Source organism: Vibrio sp. 10N.247.311.47, assembly GCF_041467535.1.
Taxonomy (GTDB): domain Bacteria; phylum Pseudomonadota; class Gammaproteobacteria; order Enterobacterales; family Vibrionaceae; genus Vibrio; species Vibrio crassostreae_C.
Window position 1 is genome coordinate 156,383 of the sequence record NZ_JBFSUR010000005.1, and the last position, 17,291, is coordinate 173,673.

Here is a 17,291-nt window from a genome sequence, read left to right on the forward strand (position 1 = left end):
CTATTTAATAGACCAGTTAATCGCTACATTAATCAAAAGGCAATGATTAAGGAGCGATTATGTTATCTAACACGAAAAGAACCACGATTAAAAAAGGGGCTCACAAAGCCGTATTTGAACAAGAGAAACTGCACCAAATTATTGATGAGAGCTTAATCGCACACATTGCATTGCAGGGCGAACAAGGACCAATGGTCATCCCGATGCTCGCGTGGCGAGTGGGTGATATAGTCTACATTCATGGAGCTAAAAACAGTCGCCTACTAAAAGGACTAAAAAAGGGAGAACCAACCTGTTTAACGTTCACCTTGTTCGATGGTTGGGTGCTGGCTCGTTCGGCATTTCATCATAGTGCGCATTATCGTTCTGCTGTGGTATTGGGGTCATTTTCAGTCATCGATGACAATCAAGAAAAGGATCGCTTGTTGAATATCTTTATTGAGCAAATCGCACCGGGCAGAACCGATGAAGTGAGGCTCAGTAATGAAAAAGAACTCACTGCGACCGAGTTGTTGGCGATACCTTTAACAGAAGCTTCCGTGAAGATTGGTAAACATGGAGTGAATGATGATAAAGCCGATATGGACATTCCAGTTTGGGCTGGCGTATTACCCTATAGAACTGTTGTTGGGCCGTTAGAAACCGTTCCAGAACAAGAAGGCATCATTGAAACACCAGATTACCAACAAGCTTATGGTGAACGCTGGTATCAGAATTAACACTCGAAGATGGTGAACTTGATAAAATTGTATACAATCTGAATTACAAAAATTTAACATGACTCAATAATGTAATCAGACGATGAAAACGAACAAGGATATTCTGCCGTTTCAAGGCTTGCTCAATGGCATTGGGCAAGTCTATTTCACACCGTCTATCATGACGTCGACTTTGCTGTTGCTTGCCATTTCTATTGAGTCACTGGCGCTGGCTTTTCTTACCTTACTTGGCGCCAGTTGCAGCTATGCATTAGCTTTCTATGGCTATATGTACACCAACACCAACACCAACACCAACACCAACACCAACACCAACAAGTCAGTTGACGACATTGATAGTGGAATGTACGCGCTAAATGGCGCTTTGATTGGTTTATTTATCGGTAACTTTTTTGGTGTGACACCATTATTGGCTTTAGTGACTGCGTTAGGTGCATTACTCACGGTGCCGATTGCCCACATCGTATTCAGTTTTGAGAAATATCGCGGTTACACTAGCGCCTTTATCCTCACCACTTGGCTGATTTATATTATCCAATCAACCTTTGAGCTGTCAGCGTTTTCTGCACCTGATTCCGCACTGATGCCACTCATCAGTATTGAGGCTAACTCGTGGTTCAACCTGCCAACAGTGGTGATCCCGTTGTTAAAAGGGATAAGCCAAGTCAGCTTCATCGAAAATGCGTTGTCGGGGCTCGTTATCTTAGTCGCCATCGCACTCAACAATATCAAGCATGCCATTTGGGTTATGCTCGCAGTAATAATTAGCACCGTATTTAGCGGGTTGATTGGCGCTTCTAACGAACTGGTAGCCCAAGGTCTTTACGGGTACAACGCCATTCTTGCCACTTTAGCACTTGTGCCCTATCCGCGAATCCGTTGGCCGTTAATCCTATTAGGCATGCTGTTAAGCTGTCTCATCACACTTGGTTTTCATGAACTGTCACTGTTACCACTCACCGCCCCTTTCATTTTGAGTACTTGGGGGATGGTTTACTTGTCCAGCCTGATCCATAAACGAACCATAAGTTAGCTCTGAATAGTTACAGGCCAGTTTTTAGGCGCTCAACATATTGCTTGGGTGTCAAACCTCGATGTTTCTTAAACATCCGATTAAAGCTCGCGACATTGGTATAGCCGAGCCTCGTCGCGACTTTATCTATTGGCACTGAATACATCAACAACTCCACCGCCACATTACTTAACGCATAGCCCATAATGGTAGAAAAGTTGATGCCTAAGTTATGCAATCGACGTTGAAATTGCTGTTCAGATAACCCAAGCAAACTCGACACTTTATGCAGTGTTGGCAGGCCGAAATGGCGACTGTAATTGATCATCTCATAGGTCACCTTATGCTCATCCGCGGCATCAGGCATGTTGAGGTAATTATCTAAGTCATGAAAGTTCATTGCCAAGCTCATCTTGCCGCTAGAAGGGGCTTGATTGCTCGATAACCTCGACTGGCTTGGTATCCAGATTTCAGTTCGTGGCTGGCCCCACTGAATATTGCACCCAAAATACTCTTGATAGAGTTGAGTGTTCTCGCGATAACCTGCGATAGAGACGGCTGCGGGAGTAAAGTCGTCTCCCAAGTAACGCCTTAATATCTTCATCATAAAGATGGCAACTCGAATTGAGTCATGAACTTTACCCACCTCAGTATAAGCAGGATTGTCGTAGCACCATTTGATGAAATTACCGACTTGAGCGCCATATAGAAAAGCCCCGGACTGCAAACAGTGCAACCCGATGTTAACTCGGCGTATAGACGACGCCAGATCGTGCCCCGAGAAAAACCAGTTAGAGAGAGGACCTAGCCTTTCAATATCCACTCTATCAGCCAGCTTCAAGATAATATCGGAATCACCGGTTTGTTGTTCAAGTAAGCCATACCATTTGTCCACTTCACTTACGGGGATAAGGTTCATCGGGTTATTAAACACCGATTTAGGAATACCTAATTGCTCAGTATTCACAGCCTTATTAGTCGTTGCGTATTGGTAAATACCCAAAATACCCAATGCTCTTAAGAAGTTACAATTGTTCATTAGCCACCATACTTAGAAGTCACTATTACAGATCAAATCATAATGACATCATTATTAAAGTAATTGGTAAATTATCAACTTCTAAATCTGATATCAATAACACTCGGTGCTCAATTTAACCTAGGGTATATCAATGAGTTTAGTTAGTGTCCCATTTGTCGGAACAGACGCAGATACCGCACTACACGTAGTTGCAGGCGTAGTGTTAGTCGCAACCATCGCTGCTGCATGTTACGGCTTCTGGCGTGTGCATGAATTACCAATCAACAAGGCTCACAGTAAAGAGCATCAACAACTCGGTTTGATCACCGCATTAACATGGATTGGTTTTGTATGGCACTGGGTATGGGTACTAGCAGTAATTTTGGCCTTCGTTGATATGGAAAAAGCCATCATCAATCTAAGAGACACATGGAAGTCACCGACCACAACCAAGGAGCAAACAACTTCCGACAAGCAAGATGAGGAGAGCCAAACATGTTAGAAGGCTTGGCAATTTGGGCACTGTTCATTTACTTACTCAGACTTGTTGGTATGCCTTGGAACAAAGGCACCAAGGCGTTTGCGTACCTAGGGGGTACATCTTGGTTGCTGTTTGTATGGGTTGGCCTACTCAATTTTACTCCGATGGATCTATCGGGAGGCTCAGTGGTTCAGTCTCCACATATTCAGCTGCGTCCCGATTCAACTAATGTGTCGGGAAAAACTTCCAAAGTCCACATCGACCCAAACCAGGATGTGACTGAAGGACAGCTAATTTACGAAATTGATGACACTAAATATGTCATCGCAAGAGACAAAGCCAGCGTTCAACTTGAGTCTGCAGAGGTCGCTTTAGACACAGCTCGTCAAGAAGTGAGCATTGCAAAAGTCAGCTATCAATCGGCGCTTGAAGACATCAAAGCTTCAGTCGCACAAATAGATTCGGCTAAAACAGACTTAGTACTGCAGTCAAAGACGCTTGATCGTTACCAGAAGCAAAACAAAGTGGTAGAACATACGATCACTGAAACTGACATCGACCAACAAACAGCAAAGGTAGACTTAGCGACGTATAACGTTACGACATTGGAATCCCAGCTTAGCAAGAAAGAAGTCGATGCCGAGAATGCGAAGTTGAACATCCACAAAGCTGAAACCAATGTGAGCAAGAAGCAAACTGAGGTCGATTCAGCAAAGGCAACACTGGCACAAGCACAATGGGACTTGAACAGCACCAAAGTCACGGCACCGACTGACGGCTTTGTAACGAACTTTATTCTTCGTGAAGGTCAGCGTGTTTCAATGATGCCTCGTATCCAGATGTATACCGAAGAGAAGTACGTGCTGATGCGAGTTAACCACCAAGCGATTCGTAATATTAAGGTCGGTCAACCTGCGGAATTTGCGACAGCGGTATACCCAGGAAAAGTGTTCTCTGCAACCGTAGAAGGCATTGTAGAAGCCACTGGTGAAGCGCAAGCAAGTTTGCTGGGTATCGATGAGCAGGTTCGTGTTACCACAGGCAAAAACCTTCAGAACAAGCACCACTTTGTTCGTTTAAAAATTGATGAGGCAGAGGGTTACGATATTCCTGTTGGCTCTGTCGGATTAGCGTGGGTAAGCGGTGAGAAGCCTATCAGCTTTATGGCGTTCCTAGACGTAATACGCGGGATCATCATTAGAATGAAGTCTCAACTGTACTTCTTCTACTCCATCTAATACTTCCTATTGGTGAAACAATACCCAAGCCCGTGCGCTCTTAGATCGCACGGGCTTTTTGTTTATTTCACCATTCGTCGCCAGAAAGAACACAAACCCGAAAAACGAATAAACACTCTAAAGTTGCAAATCGCAATTGCATTTTGCAATTGGGTATTTCAAAAACGCAAATTAAACGCTCAAATACGCACCAGATTGCTATAAAACTGCCGTTTTACGTGGTTTTAAAAGTTGGCACACTAACTGCAATGTATATATTGACCCTTCTTAAGCCGAGGGTCACCTAGCCAACTGACGTTGTTAGTGAACCTATTCTTGTTCACAAAATATCTAGGCCAATTGCGATTATTGCGATTGGCTATTTTTTTGCCTGCAGTTTGGCCAACCGCCCTCTTTTTCGATACAGACACCCATTCAGACGTATAATAATAAGCATTCATAGCCAACCAAGAACAGCAGATAACCAACGCATTATAGAAAACGTTTTCTATTTGTTTTTTTTAAATAAAGACAGAAAATAACCCTATGTTTTACAAGATAATTACTGAAATAACTGGTTTTTATGGGCAATTATTGACAAAATTAGCATTGACTATGTGATTTATATCACCATAATGCGCAAGTTTTCCTGCAATACGGCGACCGTTAATTTTAATTTTGATCATTTGCGGAGGTAAAAAATGGCTGCTGATAATAACTACAGTCTAGGGCCGGTTCCTACATCGGCTAGGAAAGGAGTCGCTTCACTCACCATGGTAATGCTTGGACTCACTTTCTTCTCTGCAAGTATGTGGACAGGTGGTTCACTCGGGACAGGTCTTTCATTCAACGATTTCTTCCTCGCCGTTCTCATCGGTAACCTAATCCTCGGTATTTACACTTCTTTTCTTGGCTACATCGGCTCATCTACTGGCCTCTCTACCCACCTCCTTGCTCGTTTCTCTTTCGGTACTAAAGGCTCATGGCTTCCTTCTGCTTTACTTGGTGGTACACAAGTCGGTTGGTTTGGTGTGGGTGTTGCGATGTTTGCTATTCCAGTACAAAAAGCAACGGGCATTGATACCAACACCTTGATTATCGTATCTGGCTTATTGATGACGGGTACAGTGTACTTCGGCATTCAAGCGCTAATGGTGCTTTCAGCGATTGCAGTGCCTGCGATTGCGATTCTGGGTGGTTACTCAGTACTGACTGCGGTAGACAGTGTTGGTGGACTAGAGCAATTGCAACTTATTAAACCAGAGACGCCAATGGACTTTTCAATGGCTCTTGCAATGGTTGTAGGTTCGTTCGTAAGTGCGGGTACGTTAACGGCCGATTTCGTTCGCTTTGGTAAAAAGCCAGCAAGCGCAGTATTAATTACTATGGTTGCGTTCTTCATCGGTAACTCGCTGATGTTTATCTTCGGCGCAGCAGGAGCAGCAGCAACCGGTCAGGCTGATATTTCAGATGTGATGATCGCGCAAGGTCTGCTGCTTCCAGCCATCATCGTGCTTGGCTTGAATATCTGGACAACCAATGAAAATGCACTTTATGCATCCGGTTTGGGTTTATCTAACATCACTGGTCGCTCAAGTACTACAATGTCAATCATTAACGGCATTATCGGTACGATTTTCGCACTTTGGTTATACAACAACTTCGTTGGTTGGTTAACCTTCCTTTCGCTGGCGATTCCACCAATTGGTGGCGTAATCATCGCCGACTTCTTCGCGAACCGTAAACGTTACAAAGATTTTGCAAATGCAGAGTTCCAAACCGTTAACTGGGCTGGCATTATCGCGGTAGCAACAGGCGTAGCCGCTGGTCACTTCCTACCTGGCGTTGTTCCTTTGAACGCAGTGTTAGGTGGTGCAATCAGTTACCTCGTGCTTAATCCTCTATTGAACAAAAAAGCTCTGAAATCTCAGGCCGCTTAAGGACACACTATGACAACCTTATTAATCAAGAACGCGAAACTTCAAGACCAAGAAGGCTTGAAACAGATTCTGATTGAAAATGGTCAATTTTCTCGCATTCTCGATAATGGCGCGCAAATCAATCATCAAGGCGACATCCTTGATGCTGAAGGTGGCATTGCAGTTACTCCTTTCTGTGAACCGCACATCCACCTAGATACTACTCAAACTGCTGGTGAGCCTAACTGGAACATCTCTGGCACTTTGTTTGAAGGTATTGAGCGTTGGGCTGAGCGTAAAGAACTGCTATCAATCGAAGACGTAAAGTCTCGTGCCAAGCAAACACTGAAATGGCAGATAGCTAACGGTGTTCAACACGTTCGTACGCACGTTGATGTGTCAGACCCAACACTCGTTGCGTTAAGAGCGATGGTTGAAGTTCGTGAAGAGATGAAAGAGTGGGTCGACATCCAGATCGTTGCATTCCCTCAAGAAGGCATCCTTTCATACCCTAACGGCAAAGAGTTGCTTGAAGAAGCAGTGAAGATCGGCGCTGACGTTATCGGTGCTATCCCTCACTTCGAATTCACTCGTGAATACGGTGTTGAATCTCTGCATTACGTGTTCGAGCTTGCACGTAAGTACGACTGTCTGATCGACGTTCACTGTGATGAAATCGACGACGAACAGTCTCGCTTTGTGGAAACATTAGCAGCTCTTGCTCATAAGTTTGAAATGGGCGAGAAAGTAACCGCTAGCCACACGACTGCAATGGGCTCTTACAACGGTGCTTACGCATCTCGCCTATTCCGTCTATTGAAGATGTCTGGTATCAACTTCGTGGCAAACCCGTTAGTGAACATTCACTTACAGGGCCGTTTCGACGATTACCCGAAACGCCGCGGTGTAACGCGCGTTAAAGAGATGCTAGCAGCAAACATCAACGTTTGTTTTGGCCACGATGATGTGTTTGACCCATGGTACCCACTGGGCACAGCGAACATGCTTCAAGTTCTGCACATGGGACTGCATGTGACACAGGTTATGGGCTACGATCAAATCAACAACTCACTTGATTTGATCAGCAAGAACTCTGCTCGCACATTGAACATACAAGACAACTTCGGCATCGAAGAAGGTAAGCCAGGTAGCTTACTGATTCTTCCTGCTGACAATGGCTTTGATGCAGTGCGCCGCCAAGTACCAGTGCAGTACTCAATACGACACGGTAAGGTGATTGCAGAGACTCAACCAGCGAAAACAAAAATAAATTTAGATCAAACTGAAGATATCAACTTTAAGCGTTAATATCGTCTATACTAATGATCAAAAGGAAGCTGAGATGCTTCCTTTTGTTGTGTTGGACGAAGCGACAAAACTATCACTAAATCAGTGTAAATCTTGTACATTCGCACGGTATGACAAAAAAAGCACAAATTTCTTAAGCAATGCGTGTACATCTCAAAAGACTGTGTTAACATGCTCTCGCTCTGTTAGCCGGAGTTATTTAAGTTAGATGAATAGTAAAAAATTGACATGTAAAATCGTTACCCGTTTTTGTAAGTAGTTTTTCCTTATTTCTTAGCAATATTAAATAATTCAATTATCAGCGCATTGCATTAAATGCAATCAACAACTTAGAAAATTTATGAATAAGGGACAAATTATGTCTAACACAAATACTGGCACTGTAAAATGGTTTAACGAAGAGAAAGGTTTCGGCTTCATTTCTCAAGACAACGGCGGCGCTGACGTATTCGTACACTTCCGTGCAATCGTTTCTGAAGGCTTCAAAACTCTGAAAGAAGGCCAAAAGGTTTCTTTCGAAGTTGAAAACGGTCAAAAAGGCCTACAAGCAGCAAACGTTGTTGCTCAATAATTAGCTCTTATAGCTAAAAAGAATTTTAAAGCGCTGATTTTTGTCGGCGCTTTTTTATGCCTGCTCATAAACATTTCCCCTCTTGATGCAAGCTTCACCCGTTAACTCTGAACAAATACAAATCACCAGCCAAGCCTCCCAATCTAACCACTCTCAGTTAAAGCTCGACGCCCAAATAACTTCACTTTTTGTATGCACTTCCAGAGACAACAACACTCATTTCTCAGCAATCTTTTGATACTAACTCACGCTACACCGAAAGTTTGATAAGCCCAAATATGGTTAAAGAACAATCCATTAGATTGTACTTATGAATACGCAATCGATATTCATAATAAAAATGAGTTGTTTATCCAATCCTCATCCACTAATTATATAATTTTTAAAGCAAAGACCTTCGAAATCCGCTAACCTTGTTCGCAAGTGGCTTAGTTGTTTTGGTATCTGCAGTAAAAATAATGAACAAAGACGAATTTCAGAAATCCACCGCAAATCTAAAAAAAGCGGTGCCTCTTATGATGAAGAACAGGGTGTCAACGACACCTGCAAATTACGCACTTTGGTACACCTATGTCGATAACGCTATTCCCCAGCTAACTCAAGACATGGATGGTGTTTTAGAACACTACGGTATTTGTCCTCCTGCCGTTGGTGAGCAGCTATACAACAATTATGTTGCCAGCAAATCCGAAACCAATATCAATGACCTTCGCGCTAATTTGGAACTGTTAGTTTCTGAAGTTTCCAATTCAATGAATGACACCCTGACCGACACCTCCGCTTTTTCTGACATGATCGATAAAAGCTTCGAGGACTTGGCTCGTGTTGATAATGAAAGCTTATCTATTGATGAAGTGATGTCCTTGGTTCGACAGCTGGTGTCTGAATCCCGTCATATTCGTCACTCTACTCAGTTTTTAAACTCTCAGCTAAACTCTGCAACCTCAGAGATCACCAAGCTAAAAACCCAGTTAGTAGAAGTTCAGAAAGATGCGCTTTTCGATAGTACAACCACACTCTATAACCGTCGCTCTTTCGACCGTGACATAGAAACCCTGTGTGAAGCACAACAATCTTTGTGTCTGATTCTTCTCGATATCGACCACTTTAAAAATTTCAACGACACCTATGGCCACTTGTTTGGCGATATGGTGCTTAAAGCGATCGCTCGCAAGCTGAAGTTAAGTTGCCGTGAAGGTATTTCTGCCTATCGATTTGGTGGTGAAGAGTTCGCGCTGATTGTGCCTAACAAGTCTTTGCGTATTGCTCGTCAACTCGCTGATACCAATCGTCGCTCTCTAGAAAAGCTGTCGATTAAAGATCGCCGCAGTGGTCAACAAGTCGGCAGTATCACTGCATCGTTTGGTGTCGCTGAACTTGAACCCGGCGAATCAGCTCAATCGCTGATTGAACGTGCTGATAAGCTACTTTATGAAGCGAAATTACTTGGCCGTAACCGAGTCATGCCTTTGTAAAACACACCAACAATGCTCTTATCGACATATTAGTCGGCTCGTATTGAGACTAGAAAGCCCCAAAGTTCATTATCTTCGGGGCTTTTTTTCTTTAGTTGTATAAATTACTTTAGCTAACTAGGATTCACCGTTAGATCTGGAAGCAATAATTCAAGCAGTAGTCTTCACCACTCTTTGCTCTGAACTCTTTATCTTCACTGCATGCCTTTGGTTTACCCTTTGCGTCACCTTGAATCAAACTGATCCAGTGGCGCATCGCTGCAATGGTCTCTTCACGCATTGTGGTTGTTGCTTCCATTGGTGATTGGCCAAACGTGGTGCATGATTCCAACTGAATATCATCAATTTCTACTAGCTCAATACAACCTGTCCCTTTGTGGCAACCAAACATCACCTCTAGGTGGCTGCCACTGCCATCTCGAAACAAGATAGAGTCTGGGTCGTTCTTCTCACCCATGTACGCTACAAACTGCTTAGGGTGCTTCAGACCGCTGTGCTGACCGTCTTTAAAGTAAGCCATAATATGGCGGTAATCGACTACGTAGCTGGTTACGTCTTGATGTGAGCCATTCTCTAGTGGGAATAGTCGATCAAGCAGCTGCTTTGCTTTCACTTGCTTTTCAGTTTGCTGATTAGCATTGATTGTCTCCACGGCAAAGACAGCTTCAGCGATAAATGGCTTTGATTGTTTTTGGATTTCTGTTTTATCGAATGTAAGCATATTCATAGTCTTTCCCTCTTGACCAGTCCGGTGATAACCACCGATTTCTACAGCAAAAATGTGTCCTAGAGCAATTATTCCAAACTAACGTTTAATTTATTTGTCATTTTTTGAATTGCTTAGTTTGTAGATTAGCGCTTTTTTACATACAATTTCACAACAAAAATTTTACAATGTGAATTTTACAAATATGGCCTTGTCAAAAAGTTTAGTTCGTCAGTCACATTTCCTAGGTACGAAAATACGTAACCTAAGAAAACGTAACCATTTAACGATGGAAGACCTGTCTGCGCGTTGTATTAGAATCGACCCAGAATGTGCTCCTTCCGTTTCTTACCTTTCAATGATTGAACGTGGAAAGCGGGTTCCGAGCATCGATATGCTGGAAGTGATTGCACAGGTCTTTCAGAAGAATCCGACGTGGTTCCTCGACGACGAATCTGAACAACAAGCCATTGCTCCTGATAAGGGGAATCGTGGTGGGATAAGTGGCATGGCGCTCGAGCCGAGCTTCCTATTCTCAAACGACATCCTGCAAATTGCGATTCCTGAGATGCTGTCACAAACGGGCATTTCAGGCCGCCAGTTTGCGCACCTCTTGATTCGAGCACACCAAGAGAGCAACCAGAACCACTTCCCTGACCTTGAGCGCGCTGCGGAAGAAGTAGGCTTAAAACGTCTTAACCTCAGCGTAGAAGACCTGATAGACATCGCTAGAAGCCTAGGAATCAACATCCGCTGGGTGACGCGCACGCCGCAAGACGTCGTCGATGAGCTCGGAATTAACGCTAAGCAGTTAGTGACCTCCTTCTTTGAGCCTCCCGGTACTATCTTCTTAAACGAGATTCTTAAAGAGTATCCAACTCGTCTGAAATACGACCTTTCGGTTTATATCGGTCATTGCATTCTGCACAGCAAAGAAGGCCTAAAGAGTGTGTTGTCGGTCGGTAACAACAACACGTGGGACGACAACCAGGTATCAGGCTCTTCACAGCTCAACTCCCAAGATATTCTTCAAGCATGGCGAGACTTTGAATCCAGCTTCTTTGCTGGCGCACTTCTGTGCCCGAAAGTCCCGTTTAGGCAGCTACTTGACCGCACTGGTTACGAAATCGACGTTCACAAAAGAGCAGGGGTTTCCCCCTCTGTTGCGATGCGTCGAATGACTGTAGTATCGCCCTACCCTCACTGGCACTACTTTGATGCTTATGGGCCGGGGAAACTCAAGGCGGTATATCGCGGGAACGGGATTCCGCTACCTTGGGGAAATATGAGAACGGTCGCTGACCCATGTCAACATTGGGCTGTGTTCCGTCGATTATCAGAACCTCGAGCGGGAAGCTCGGCTCAAATCTCCATTTTGAACGTGGGTGATGAGCCAAGAATCTACTGCTGTGAATCCATCAATATGACGGATCCTGCGGGTAACAATCGTGTGTTGTGTGCTGGTATAGATCTCAACCCTGCGATTGATGCTCAAGGCGGTAATTCAAGAGACATAGCAGAGCAGCTTAAAGCGTCATGCGTTAACAATGGTGGCTCTGTGGCAATTCCGCGTAACATCAAAAAAGATCTCACGACAATAGCCAAGATTCTAAATATAAATTGGATTGAACGTGGGATTGAGACAGAGGCGAGGCTTATCTGCTCCAGAGGTGGAGAATGCCCACGCCAACCAAGCTGTTACTCTAAGTGTGGTGAGTAAAAAAGTAATAACAAAAAATAGAACCTAAATTTCAGGCAAAAAAAACCAATCACAATAAGGGTGATTGGTCATATATTTTGTGTGAACAAAAAAGGTTCACTAACAACGTCAGTTGGCTAGGTGACCCTCGGCTTAAGAAGGGTCACCATTACTAATGCAGCATGCGTGCCAACTTTTAAAACACGTATTTACTACGCATCTGGACACGTATTGGCCGGATATCCTTGTTTGTTTTGCAAACTGGAATTGCAAATTGCAAAATTCAACAAAAACGCTAGTGATTATGTTATTATTAATGAATAATTAAAGATTCATTACCCTTCCCAAAAATATCATATTTCCCTTAGATTCAATCACTTTAAACAGCAATAAACCTCCCCTAGGTTACTCAACATAAACAACACCCATAAAAAAACGCGAACATTGAGATTCAATATTCGCGCTTATTCGATTTCTATGACAGAAAGAACTTAACCCACGAGACGCCTTTTTATAAAGCGACTCATGTTCGTTGCTCTTTCAATATCTCAGAAAAGATTACTTCTGAGGAGCTGGCTTAGAACGGCTTCGAGACGGTTTGTTTGTCGAAGGTTTGTTGCTTGTCGGCTTATTTGACGACTTGCTTGGGCCGTAGCTACCGCCGTAACCAGACTTCTTAGGTTTGCCTGCAGGTTTACCCGCGTTGTTTGGCTTACCAGTACCGTTAGATTTACCCGCACCGCTTGGTTTGCTCAGAGTGTTCTGAGCACCTGCGTTATTTGCAGCAGGTTTATTGCCCGCACTACCGCGTTTAAAGTTGCTGCCGTTGTTTCTTACTGATTTATCTTCAGTTGTCGCAGCTGAGTTGTTTTCAGCAGGTTTCTTACCAGATGTCGGCTTACGCTTTGGAGCCGAACCATTACCAGCTACATGACGCTTGTTCTTACCTGCTGGCTTGTGCCCGCGAGCGTTATCACCAGAGCGTTGACCATCAGCATGTTCACGTGGCTGTTTTGCTTTCTTCGGTTTCTTAGGCTTGATTGGACGTGAATCCAAGCGAGACTCAGGTAACTTATTTACTGGAGAGAAACCTTCCAGTTCACGACGCTCTAGCACTTGTTGAATCAGGCGTTCAATACCGAACAGCTCACCCACTTCATCAGCACAAACCAATGAAATCGCTTTACCTACTTCACCTGCACGGCCAGTACGACCGATACGGTGTACATAGTCTTCTGATACATGAGGAAGATCGAAGTTAACTACTTGAGGCAGTTGCGGGATATCGATACCACGAGCGGCGATATCAGTTGCAACAAGTACTCGTACCTTACCTGTTTTGAAGTTCTCTAAGGCTTTAGTACGTGCACCTTGGCTCTTGTTACCATGGATAGGTGCAGCAGTGATGTCTTGCTCTTCAAGGAAGCGAGCAAGCTTGTTCGCACCGTGTTTCGTCTTGCTGAACACCAACACTTGTTGCCAATCGTTATCTTTGATTAGCTTCGCTAGCATTGCGCTCTTTTTCTTTTTGTCTACTGGGTAGATGCTTTGCTCAACCGTTTTTGCCGTTGAGTTTGCAGGGCTTACTGAAATCTCAACAGGATTGTTCACCAAGCCTTTCGCTAAGCTGCGGATATCATCAGAGAACGTCGCTGAGAACAGTAGGTTCTGACGCTTCTTAGGCAAGAAAGCTAAGATCTTACGAATATCGCGGATGAAACCCATGTCTAGCATGCGGTCCGCTTCATCTAGCACTAGGATTTCTAGTTGGTCAAAACGCACTGCATTTTGGTTGTATAGGTCAAGTAGACGACCAGGTGTTGCCACCAACACGTCACTACCTTTACGCAGTTTTTGCATCTGAGGGTTAATCTTCACACCACCAAACACGACCGTCGAAGTCAGCGGTAAGTTAATACCGTACTTCACTACGCTGCCATTCACTTGCGCAGCAAGCTCACGAGTTGGCGTTAGCACGAGCGCACGAACTTGGTTCTGACGTACGCGAGTACCTTTCGATAACATTTCAAGAATAGGTAGCGTGAAGCCTGCAGTTTTACCTGTACCTGTTTGAGCAGCGGCCATAACATCTTTGCCCGTTAGGACAGCTGGCACGGCTTTCTCTTGTATTGGTGATGGCTTATCGTAACCTTGTGCTTCAATAGCTTTAAGGATCGGTTCAGAAAGGCCAAGGGAGGTAAAACTCATAGATTATTTTCTCAGTTGAATAACATTTAGTATGAGCAACACGTTAAAAAGTGCGTTGCTTCAGCTTTTGCTCATCAAATACATTGATACGGAGCAAAGCGCGGTATTCTGAGGCTTTTCCCCCCATTCAGCAACTAAATTCTAATCGCAGCTAAAATTCAACCTAGATAACTTGTCGCTTCTGTTCGTACATTTTTTCATCAGCGGCTTTCAAGAGCGCATCGACATCATTGTAGTTACTATTGTGAATAACCCAACCCACACTGATTCTGAGATAAATAGAGTGCGCTTCGTACACAACTGGCGCCGAGCATATCGCCTTTCGTAGTTTAGTCACGATTGAAGATACGTGTTGATCATCGATGATGCGTGGCAACAAGACCAAGAACTCATCACCGCCTATCCTTGCAACGATATCTGAAACACGCAGCTCACTTCTTATGCGGTTAGCACACTCAATCAATACCTGATCGCCTGCCGCGTGACCATAAGTGTCGTTGATTGCTTTAAACCCATCGAGGTCGATATTTACAACGGCAAAGGTTCTCGCTCTCTGTTTTTGAGTGGTTTTGAAGGCCTGTTTGAGGCTATACATGAAGTATCGACGATTCGGTAACATCGTTAGCTCATCATGCATAGAGCGGCTATCTGCAATCCGGTACAGACGATAAATAGTAAAGAAGGCAAACGCCAACACTAATATAATGGAGTAGCCTACCAGCCTTACCGCTTGGATTCGATACCAAGGCTCATCCATCAATACATGTTCGTTACCGGAGAGAGCAAGGTACCAACCCCCGTATGGGAAACTCACCTGTTCAGTGGCGAACGCATTATCGAACACATCCTGAGTGCCATAAAAGACAGCGCCATCTTTCCCTGAACTGTTTGCACCACGAATTGCTAATTCATACTTGTTCTCTATCTTGCCGATTCCAACATCTTCAAACAGCTCATCTAAACCGATAACAGCACTGGAGACACCCCAATAATCTTGATTGAAAGGCGGGTCTCGGAAGATCGGAGTGCGTGCAATGAGGGCTTGTCCACCTTGAAACAGCTCAAAAGGACCGGCAATAAAGGTGTTGCCAAGATTACGGGCTATCTCAACAGACTCCCATTGATTTGGGTGATCACGATAATTAATACCGAGAATCTGCTCATTACCTTCCATCGGGTAAACAAAGTTTAGAATGTCGTCTTTGGCGAGTCCGATAAGTCGAATATGGAAGCCATCTTGAATGATATTCTCAGCAATCTTATCCCAATTTTTCACCTCACCATCGGGGTTGATGGTCACTAAGGTCGAGAAATTATTGAGGATATACATATCTGACACGATCGCGGCTTCAATCCGAGAACGAATAATGGATAGTTGCTTTTTTGCCTCTGAATACGATTCGTTTTTAAGAAAAGTTAATTGCTTGGCATGAAAGAACTCAATTGCGCTTACTATCGCAAGGAAAAAAAGAAAAGATACTACTCTGGCAGACCACTGCTTGCTAGAACCACTTGGCATTTACGAACCTCTAACACTATTGTTCTATATACTGCCTTATAACGGCTCATTTCTGGCTTATTGCCCCAGTATGCCGCTAAGTCATTAAAAATCCATACTGACGTCGACTATCTATCAAATATTGAGTGATCCATCACTTCAAACTTCTTTACTAAACGAATGGTTTAATCAAAAAGGGTTAGTGAACCTTATAAAGCTTACATTGTATTGACTCAACGCTTACATTAAAGGATTCATCAATGTTATTTTACATAGACTAATAATCAGCTTGGTACCTCACGACATGAAGTTAAAAACTATCACACTGTGTACATTGCTATCAGCCTCGGTTGCCGTTCACGCACAAGAAAACGTTCAAGCGCCAACCGCAGTGAACGTTCAATCCCAAGCAGATTCGCTCAATTCTCAAGAACAATCTTTCAAGCAATCTGCAGACCTAATTCGCACCACCTACGAAAGCCAGCTTTACACCCTGCCTGCATTCAAAGAAGGTCACTACGGGCTGCGCATGTATCGTCAAACATTAGACGATAAGTATTCAGCGGCGGTGTGGAGCGACATGGCTCGAGTGGCAAGCAAGCTCAGCACCCTGTCGAATGACGTTCAAACCATGGAACAAATCGCACTCTACTCAGAGAAGCGAGTTGCATCTTATATTGGTGATAACGATGAGCGCAGTATTCGACGCTACAACATCACCAAGCACATGCCTGAATACCTTTACCTTGGTGTTGACCTTCTAGGCTCTATGGCTCGTGCTAACGAATACGGTTTAGAACACAAGAACGATGCCAAGCTACGCGAAATCATTCGTCGCTATGACTTCTCACGATACGTGACCAATGAAGACATGGTGAAAGCGTGGGCGGCTCAACTCGCCAATCAAGTCTACTGGCTGCGCCAACTGGGTGAACAAGATGTCGTTGATGAGTTTGTCGAAACCTTCAAAAAAGCGTACCCAGACGATGAAGATAAGAAGCTTTCAAGTCAGCAATTTGGCAACAAACTCTACGGCATGACACACGTCATCTTTGGCGATTCCGAGTACTATCAGCATCAAGTGAGCGAGCAAGATCATCAATGGGTCTACGATTACTTCAGAGAAAACATCGATACGATTCTGTTGCGTGCGAAAGAAGATGTGATTGCTGAGGTTGGATTGACCTTCTTACTGGCAGGTTTAGAAGATGACCCAGTTCTAGAGAAAACTCGACTCGCGATTCAAGCTTCTATCGATGAGAAACAAGGCATGATCCCTTCTATCACTGGTGATTTTGATCTTGAGTACGGTGAACACCGCAATGTGCTAGCAATCATGCTACTCGATTGGCAGCAAGTGAATGAAGCGCCGACCTATGAAGGCAACCCTAAGGTATTTACTAACATCCCTTACGGACTTATTAAAAACCAACCACCGAAGAACTAGCAGCATACCT

At 44.0% G+C, this 17,291-nt stretch carries 14 protein-coding genes; 10 read left to right on the top strand and 4 right to left on the bottom strand.

Features of this window, described 5'->3' with window-relative positions:
• Positions 1-59: 59 nt before the first annotated feature.
• Together AB6E51_RS05475 and AB6E51_RS05480 are read left to right on the top strand one after the other, a co-directional pair.
• Positions 60-719: a pyridoxamine 5'-phosphate oxidase family protein gene (locus AB6E51_RS05475; RefSeq protein WP_017061784.1), complete on the top strand. Its 660-nt coding sequence runs from the start codon at positions 60-62 to the stop codon at positions 717-719.
• 82 nt (positions 720-801) lie between these two features.
• Positions 802-1,752: an urea transporter gene (locus tag AB6E51_RS05480; protein ID WP_372058065.1), complete on the top strand. Its 951-nt coding sequence runs from the start codon at positions 802-804 to the stop codon at positions 1,750-1,752.
• A 10-nt stretch (positions 1,753-1,762) separates the two neighbouring features.
• Here AB6E51_RS05480 and AB6E51_RS05485 read toward each other — a convergent pair whose 3' ends face one another.
• Positions 1,763-2,770 (bottom strand): AraC family transcriptional regulator, encoded by a 1,008-nt coding sequence (locus AB6E51_RS05485; protein WP_017061786.1) that lies wholly within the window; start codon positions 2,768-2,770, stop codon positions 1,763-1,765.
• 133 nt (positions 2,771-2,903) lie between these two features.
• Here AB6E51_RS05485 and AB6E51_RS05490 point away from each other — a divergent pair, with 133 nt between their 5' ends.
• The 6 genes from AB6E51_RS05490 (at position 2,904) to AB6E51_RS05515 (ending at position 9,723) form a co-directional block, all read left to right on the top strand.
• Complete coding sequence (locus AB6E51_RS05490; RefSeq protein ID WP_017061787.1) at positions 2,904-3,254, top strand: MFS transporter; 351 nt, start codon at positions 2,904-2,906, stop codon at positions 3,252-3,254.
• Positions 3,248-4,471, top strand: a complete 1,224-nt coding sequence (locus tag AB6E51_RS05495) for an HlyD family secretion protein (protein WP_017066494.1) — start codon at positions 3,248-3,250, stop codon at positions 4,469-4,471. Before AB6E51_RS05490 ends, AB6E51_RS05495 begins: the two co-directional genes overlap by 7 nt.
• 680 nt (positions 4,472-5,151) lie before the next feature.
• Positions 5,152-6,390, top strand: a complete 1,239-nt coding sequence (gene codB, locus AB6E51_RS05500) for a cytosine permease (RefSeq protein ID WP_032545811.1) — start codon at positions 5,152-5,154, stop codon at positions 6,388-6,390.
• Positions 6,391-6,399: 9 nt separating this feature from the next.
• Entirely contained in the window at positions 6,400-7,677 is a 1,278-nt protein-coding gene (locus AB6E51_RS05505) for a cytosine deaminase (RefSeq protein ID WP_136982714.1), read from the top strand.
• Positions 7,678-8,035: 358 nt separating this feature from the next.
• On the top strand, positions 8,036-8,248 hold the full coding sequence (locus tag AB6E51_RS05510) for a cold-shock protein (protein ID WP_004740083.1): 213 nt from the start codon (positions 8,036-8,038) through the stop codon (positions 8,246-8,248).
• 458 nt (positions 8,249-8,706) lie between these two features.
• Positions 8,707-9,723 (top strand): GGDEF domain-containing protein, encoded by a 1,017-nt coding sequence (locus AB6E51_RS05515; protein ID WP_372058066.1) that lies wholly within the window; start codon positions 8,707-8,709, stop codon positions 9,721-9,723.
• A gap of 130 nt (positions 9,724-9,853) precedes the next feature.
• On the opposite strand, the gene AB6E51_RS05520 is transcribed toward AB6E51_RS05515, so the two are convergent.
• Positions 9,854-10,450: a malate synthase gene (locus tag AB6E51_RS05520; RefSeq protein WP_017060610.1), complete on the bottom strand. Its 597-nt coding sequence runs from the start codon at positions 10,448-10,450 to the stop codon at positions 9,854-9,856.
• A 169-nt stretch (positions 10,451-10,619) separates the two neighbouring features.
• Between AB6E51_RS05520 and AB6E51_RS05525 the strand changes: the two genes are divergently transcribed.
• The gene (locus AB6E51_RS05525; protein WP_081090203.1) at positions 10,620-12,149 is read left to right on the top strand and encodes a DUF3612 domain-containing protein; all 1,530 of its coding nucleotides are present in this window, start codon (positions 10,620-10,622) and stop codon (positions 12,147-12,149) included.
• A gap of 537 nt (positions 12,150-12,686) precedes the next feature.
• Here the strand turns inward: AB6E51_RS05525 and AB6E51_RS05530 are convergent.
• The gene (locus AB6E51_RS05530; RefSeq protein WP_017060608.1) at positions 12,687-14,336 is read right to left on the bottom strand and encodes a DEAD/DEAH box helicase; all 1,650 of its coding nucleotides are present in this window, start codon (positions 14,334-14,336) and stop codon (positions 12,687-12,689) included.
• A gap of 163 nt (positions 14,337-14,499) precedes the next feature.
• Positions 14,500-15,855, bottom strand: a complete 1,356-nt coding sequence (locus tag AB6E51_RS05535) for a diguanylate cyclase (protein WP_102398618.1) — start codon at positions 15,853-15,855, stop codon at positions 14,500-14,502.
• A gap of 283 nt (positions 15,856-16,138) precedes the next feature.
• Between AB6E51_RS05535 and AB6E51_RS05540 the strand changes: the two genes are divergently transcribed.
• Positions 16,139-17,281: a DUF3541 domain-containing protein gene (locus AB6E51_RS05540; RefSeq protein ID WP_372058067.1), complete on the top strand. Its 1,143-nt coding sequence runs from the start codon at positions 16,139-16,141 to the stop codon at positions 17,279-17,281.
• Positions 17,282-17,291: the final 10 nt, after the last annotated feature.

Bases quoted from the DNA above. Each gene is read 5' to 3' on its own strand.
- AB6E51_RS05490 (WP_017061787.1), top strand. From the start codon at position 2,904: ATGAGTTTAGTTAGTGTCCCATTTGTCGGAACAGACGCAGATACCGCA.
- AB6E51_RS05540 (WP_372058067.1), top strand. From the start codon at position 16,139: ATGAAGTTAAAAACTATCACACTGTGTACATTGCTATCAGCCTCGGTT.
- codB (WP_032545811.1), top strand. From the start codon at position 5,152: ATGGCTGCTGATAATAACTACAGTCTAGGGCCGGTTCCTACATCGGCT.
- AB6E51_RS05495 (WP_017066494.1), top strand. From the start codon at position 3,248: ATGTTAGAAGGCTTGGCAATTTGGGCACTGTTCATTTACTTACTCAGA.
- AB6E51_RS05485 (WP_017061786.1), bottom strand. From the start codon at position 2,770: ATGAACAATTGTAACTTCTTAAGAGCATTGGGTATTTTGGGTATTTAC.
- AB6E51_RS05515 (WP_372058066.1), top strand. From the start codon at position 8,707: ATGAACAAAGACGAATTTCAGAAATCCACCGCAAATCTAAAAAAAGCG.
- AB6E51_RS05535 (WP_102398618.1), bottom strand. From the start codon at position 15,855: ATGCCAAGTGGTTCTAGCAAGCAGTGGTCTGCCAGAGTAGTATCTTTT.
- AB6E51_RS05505 (WP_136982714.1), top strand. From the start codon at position 6,400: ATGACAACCTTATTAATCAAGAACGCGAAACTTCAAGACCAAGAAGGC.
- AB6E51_RS05530 (WP_017060608.1), bottom strand. From the start codon at position 14,336: ATGAGTTTTACCTCCCTTGGCCTTTCTGAACCGATCCTTAAAGCTATT.
- AB6E51_RS05520 (WP_017060610.1), bottom strand. From the start codon at position 10,450: ATGAATATGCTTACATTCGATAAAACAGAAATCCAAAAACAATCAAAG.
- AB6E51_RS05475 (WP_017061784.1), top strand. From the start codon at position 60: ATGTTATCTAACACGAAAAGAACCACGATTAAAAAAGGGGCTCACAAA.
- AB6E51_RS05510 (WP_004740083.1), top strand. From the start codon at position 8,036: ATGTCTAACACAAATACTGGCACTGTAAAATGGTTTAACGAAGAGAAA.
- AB6E51_RS05480 (WP_372058065.1), top strand. From the start codon at position 802: ATGAAAACGAACAAGGATATTCTGCCGTTTCAAGGCTTGCTCAATGGC.